The following is a 5,165-nucleotide window of genomic DNA, read 5'->3' as shown; positions in this document are numbered from 1 at the left end:
GGGAACCCACGGATGGAAAGTCGCACTCAACTCGCTGGTCAACCTCTTCCCTGGCCGTCTACCTTTCTGATACTCTCCACAAAGTAGGCTGTTCATCTCTGGCTTACACGAAAATCGTGACAGGCTCCGTAGCTATCCGAAGGCCGACTACAGAGAGCTACTTGTCATTTGGTTCGCCATTCGTTAACGGCACACAACCGCCGCACCGTCAGTTCGACCTGCACCGACTGGTCGCCGACCGGAGTGTCGGCCAGGCACCGGTCGCAACTGCTGTGTACACGACCCGACGAGAACTCGCAGTCTGGACACGAGACGCTGCCGTCACGAGTTCTGGCGATGATGTGCACCACACCGCTCTCCGTGAACACCCGCTCCACCAGTACCGCCCTGAGGTGCGGAAACAACACCGCGACGAGGTCATCACACCGCACCACGGTCCCAGACGACGTTCAGTCACGATGCCAGAACCTCGGTGATCGTCCTGACGGAATGTGTTCCAGATCCCAGTTGTCACTGACACAGCCAGATGGGCCTTCTCGGTGTGGTCGGTCAAGGCAGGATCTCGACGTACCCGTCGGTTCCGTGCACGCGGATCCGCTGCCCGTCCCGGATCAGCCGGGTGGCCTGCTCCACGCCCACGACGGCCGGCAAGCCGTACTCCCGGGCGATCACTGCGCCATGGGTCATCAGGCCGCCCACCTCCGTCACCATGCCTACGATTCCGACGAACAGCGGCGACCAGCTGGGGTCCGTGAAGGTCGTGACCAGGATGTCGCCCGCTTCGAGATCGGCCTCCGCCATGTCAAGGATGACGCGGGCCCTTCCCTCGATGGTCCCGGCGGAAACCGGGAGGCCGATCAGGGCGCCGGCCGGCACGTCGTCGCGCTGGTACGCCCCGGTGACGGCCTCACCATCCGATGTGAGCACCCGGGGCGGTGTGAGCGCGTGGTACGACCGGAACGCGTCCTTGCGCTGCTGGATGAGCTGGTCATCCACCTGGTTCGAGCGCACGACGTCGTGGAGTTCCTGGAACGTGAGGTAGAAGATGTCCTCCTTCTCAGGAAGCACGTTGGCCTGCACGAGGCGCTCGGCCTCCTCCAGCAGGGCCTGCTTGTAGACGAAGTAGCGACTGACGATGCCGTACTTCGGGTACTCCCGGTACCCGATGAAGGTTCTGACCCGGTCGATCATCCGCTTGGCCTCGTCGGCTTTCTGGTCCCCGTCCGGTAGGGCCCGCAAGCGTGACAGCACGTCCTGTTCCTTCTTCTGCGCCTTCTGCCGCCCTTGCTCGAAGCGCCGCTCGGCGGCGCCTGGCTCGAAGTTCCTGACGTTGTTGAGGATCACGGGCACGAGCGTGGTGGGGCGCTCGCGCCAACGTGGCCTCGTGATGTCGATCTCGCCGACGCAGCGCATGCCGTACCGGTCGAGGTAGGCCTCTATGGCGTCGCGCGCTTCGGTCCCGCCCGCGAGCTTCGCCAGCTCGTCCAGGAAACCCTCGTCCTCGACGCCCTGCAGGAACGCCACCACCTCCGACTGCGGGCGGATCACGTCCGCGACATCGAGCAGCGCCAGTCCCATCTCCGATGTGACGTTGTCGGGGACGGACAGCGTTAGCGTGTCAGCCGCGTTCTTCTCGCCCAGCCACTCCTGCAGCTTGTCGTTGAGCCACCACGTGGCCTCCATCCCCGCCATGATCGCCTGAAGGTTCAGCGGATCACTGAGGACTCGCTTGTGCTCCTCGAAGGCCTCCAGCAGGAAGTCGAACAGCGCCGGTCCGGTCGTCGTCCGGATGTCGCTCCCCAGGGCGGCGATGGACACCTGGCTGCGCTCGATCAGCTCGGTGACGATGGCCGGATCGGTCTCGATCGGGACGGACGCACCGCTGGCCGGCGGCCCGCCGGGACCCGCGTCCGGGAGCGACGGGACGAAACCGTCGCGGTCGAGGACGGTCTCCAGAGCGTCCCTGATCAGCGGATCGCCTCTCCCCATGACGTCCAGGAGGCCGGCGCGGCTCGCGGGCGAGGCCAGGCGCCGGGTGACGTCGACGAACAGCCTCCCGCCGGCCTCGTGCATCGGCACCATGGCCGTCAGCTGCCACATCGTAAGCCCCAGGGGCTTCATGGGGTCGGTCATCATCTGCCCATGACCAACGGAGACGTAGACGTGATTCTCCTGGTCGCCGGTCTCGGGGATGGGGAACAGCGTCGTGATCGGCCGGCTCTGAACGATCTGGAAGCCATCATCGACCAGGCACCATTCGATGTCCTGCGGGCGGCCGAAATGCGCTTCGATCCGCCGCCCGAGCTGCACGAGCCGCACGACCTGCGCATCCGTCAGCGCCGGCTGCTCCTGCCGCTGCGAGTCGATCGCCACTTCCTGCGTACCGCCAGCCGGCAGGGCGTGAACGGCACGCTGTTTGGCGGCGATCGCCTTGGCGACGACTTCGCCGTGTCGCACCTTGAAGACGTCCGGGTTCACCAGGCCGGAGACCAGGGCCTCGCCGAGGCCGAAGCCGGCGTCCACGGTGGCGACCTTCCGGTTGCCCGTGACGGGGTCGGCCGTGAACAGGATGCCGGCCGCATGCGGGAAGACCATCTGCTGCACGACCACGGCCATGTGGACCGTACGGTGGTCGATGCCGTTCCGCTGGCGGTAGGTCACGGCCCGCTCGGTGAACAACGAGGCCCAGCACCGGCTGACGTGCTGGAGGATCGCCGTCGGCCCCACCACGTTCAGGTACGTGTCCTGCTGGCCGGCGAAGGAGGCCGTCGGCAGGTCCTCTGCCGTCGCGCTGGATCGGACGGCGTAGGCGGCTTGCTCGCCGAACTGGGCGAGCGCGCGGGTGATCGCCGCCGCGAGATCGCCCGGGATGGCAATCCCTTCGATGGTCCGACGAATCTGCGCGCTGAGCGTGCGGATCGCCTCCCGGTCGTCCGGGTTCAAGCGCGACAGCTGATCGAGCCGATCGTCGATCGACGGCGCCTCCGCCATGATCCGCCGGAAGGCGTCCGTCGTCACGCAAAAGCCGGCCGGCACGCGGATGCCTTCAATCCGCGACAGCCCGCCCAGGTGCGCGCCCTTGCCGCCAACGACCGCGACCTGCATCTCGTCAACCTCTTGAAGATCCAACACGTACTGCTCGATCATTGCGATACCTCCGAGGCAGCCGTGCTCCGTCGCACTGCACTGGTCGATCGAATCACCGGCGCCGCCAGCTCTGTCGAACCTCTTGTTGGGCACGTCCTCATCTCTGGTTGCCTTCCCTCCGACGAGTCGGGCGGCCGCTCCGCCCAGTCGGGCGGCGCGCACACCCGCACCTCCGCCCCGGGCGCCCGCAACCGCACTGCCAGTCCCACCACTGGTTCGACGTCACCGCGTCCCCCATACGTCGACAACAACACCCGCACGTCGTGCCCTCATTTCCGCAGGTTGTGGCCTCGGCCGACGATTCTGCGGCACGACCTGGGTCTTGCCGCAAGCCCGTCAGTGCGCTATAAGTTAAGAGTGGCGAGGAGAGAGATCTCCTTGCCACTCTTTTTTGCTGTCCGCTGGAGCTGACAAGCTTCTCGCGAAGCGGCGGCGCGCCGCGTACGGCGGTACGCGTCGTTGGCCCAGGCTGATGCCCCATCGGCCAACAACGGCCCCACGCCACCCCGCCCAGGTCCTCGCCCGCTGCCCGGAACTCACCGCCGCCGACCACCTCGTCCGTGCCTTCGCCGAGGTGCTAACCACCCGCACCGGCCAGCACCTCAAGGACTGGATCGTCACCGCGAGCGCCGAGGACCTCCCGGCCTCCACTCCTTCGCCACCGGCCTGGAGAAGGACTGGGACGCCGTCATCCAGGGCCTGACAACCCACTGGAATTCCGGTCCCGTCGAGGGCCGGGTAAATCACATCAAAATGGTCAAGCGTCAGATGTTCGGCCGTGCCAAACTCCCGTTGCTCCGCAAGCGCGTCCTCTTGACCGCCGCCCGCCCATCGCCACAGTCAGTAACCAGTGAAGAGGTCTAGTGATCGTCCTCACGGAATGTGTTCCAGATCCCGCTTGCCGATTAGCGCGGGCCTGGGGCAGCCACACGTCGGGGTCGCGCCCTGCGAGACGCCGGCGCGGCTCGCGCACGGTGCTGTACGGGCGCAGCTTCATTCGTTCTCCACGGTGGATTGCGCAGCCTGGTCGGCCGGGGCCCGGGGGCCCGGTATGGAGGCCGTGGCGAGGTTGAGGCGGGCGCCCATGTCGAGGTTCACCTCACCGTATGGCCGTACGTGGGACCAGAACAGCGGGGTCAGGCCGCGCCGGTCGGTGGGCGTGAGGAGGTCGGCCCACTCCGGTTCGCCGAGGATGTCCTGGAGCATCAGGGTGTTCACGTAGACCAGGGCCGATTGCAGGATGCGCAGGCACAGCACGAACATCTCCTGCTCGTCGCGCCGGTTCGAGGCGATCTCCCCGCCCTTGCCGTAGGCGATCACGGAGTTCGCGCCGTTGGAGGACTCCATCACGTTCAGACCCTCCTCGACCTCCCGCTGAAGGTCCCGAAGCCGCAGGTAGTGGGCCACGAAGATGGTCTTCTGGGCTCGGCCGACCTTCAGCATCGCCGCGTAGGTGGGGTGGGAGGCGTTGCGGGTGAATCGCCGCAGGATCGCCTCGGTGGACGCGGTACGGGTCCGGATCGCGGTCGCGCACTTGATCATCTGGTCGTACTGCTGGGCGATGAGTTCCCAGCGGATCGGGCGGGTCAGCGCCGGAGTCAGCTGCGGGTAGGCGTCCGGCTCGCCTGCCACGGGGCGGTACAGCTTCGCCTTGTTGATCCGCTTGATCCTCGGCAGCAGGTCGAAGTTCAGCAGCCTCGTGACGCCGAACCCGATTTTCGACTGGCCGTGCGAGTCCGTGTAGTTGGCCTCGACATCCATCGTGGTGCCGCGCCGCATCGCGCCCTCGATCATCGCGGCGACCTCGGAGGCGGTGCAGTTGATCAGCTGGGAGTGGATGGCCAGCGACTTCTTCTCCACATGCCAGTAGATGGGCACCCCACGGCCACCATAGCGCGAGTGCCACTCGGTGAACAGGTTCTGGTCGTAGGCGCGCACATGGGTGGAGTCGGTGATGCCGAGCGGTGGGATGAGCCAGAGGCACATCCCACCGCTCGGCATCACCGACTCCACCCATG

Annotated in this window: 2 protein-coding genes and 1 pseudogene; all 3 read right to left on the bottom strand. The window is 66.5% G+C overall.

Annotated elements, in window-relative coordinates:
• Nucleotides 1–549 precede the first annotated feature (549 nt).
• Nucleotides 550–3,147: a rifamycin-inactivating phosphotransferase gene (rph, locus tag FMEAI12_RS35795; RefSeq protein ID WP_112109416.1), complete on the bottom strand. Its 2,598-nt coding sequence runs from the start codon at nt 3,145–3,147 to the stop codon at nt 550–552.
• Nucleotides 3,148–3,281: 134 nt separating this feature from the next.
• Nucleotides 3,282–3,407: pseudogene (locus FMEAI12_RS40435) on the bottom strand (glycosyltransferase); the annotation flags it as partial.
• 733 nt (nt 3,408–4,140) lie between these two features.
• The coding region (locus FMEAI12_RS35785; protein WP_235015149.1) for a transposase at nt 4,141–5,165 on the bottom strand (1,025 nt) is incomplete at its 5' end.

Source organism: Parafrankia sp. Ea1.12, assembly GCF_900465275.1.
Classification (GTDB): Bacteria; Actinomycetota; Actinomycetes; order Frankiales; family Frankiaceae; genus Parafrankia; species Parafrankia soli.
Note: the sequence above shows the minus strand (reverse complement) of the source record. Positions and strands in the feature narration are given on the sequence as shown.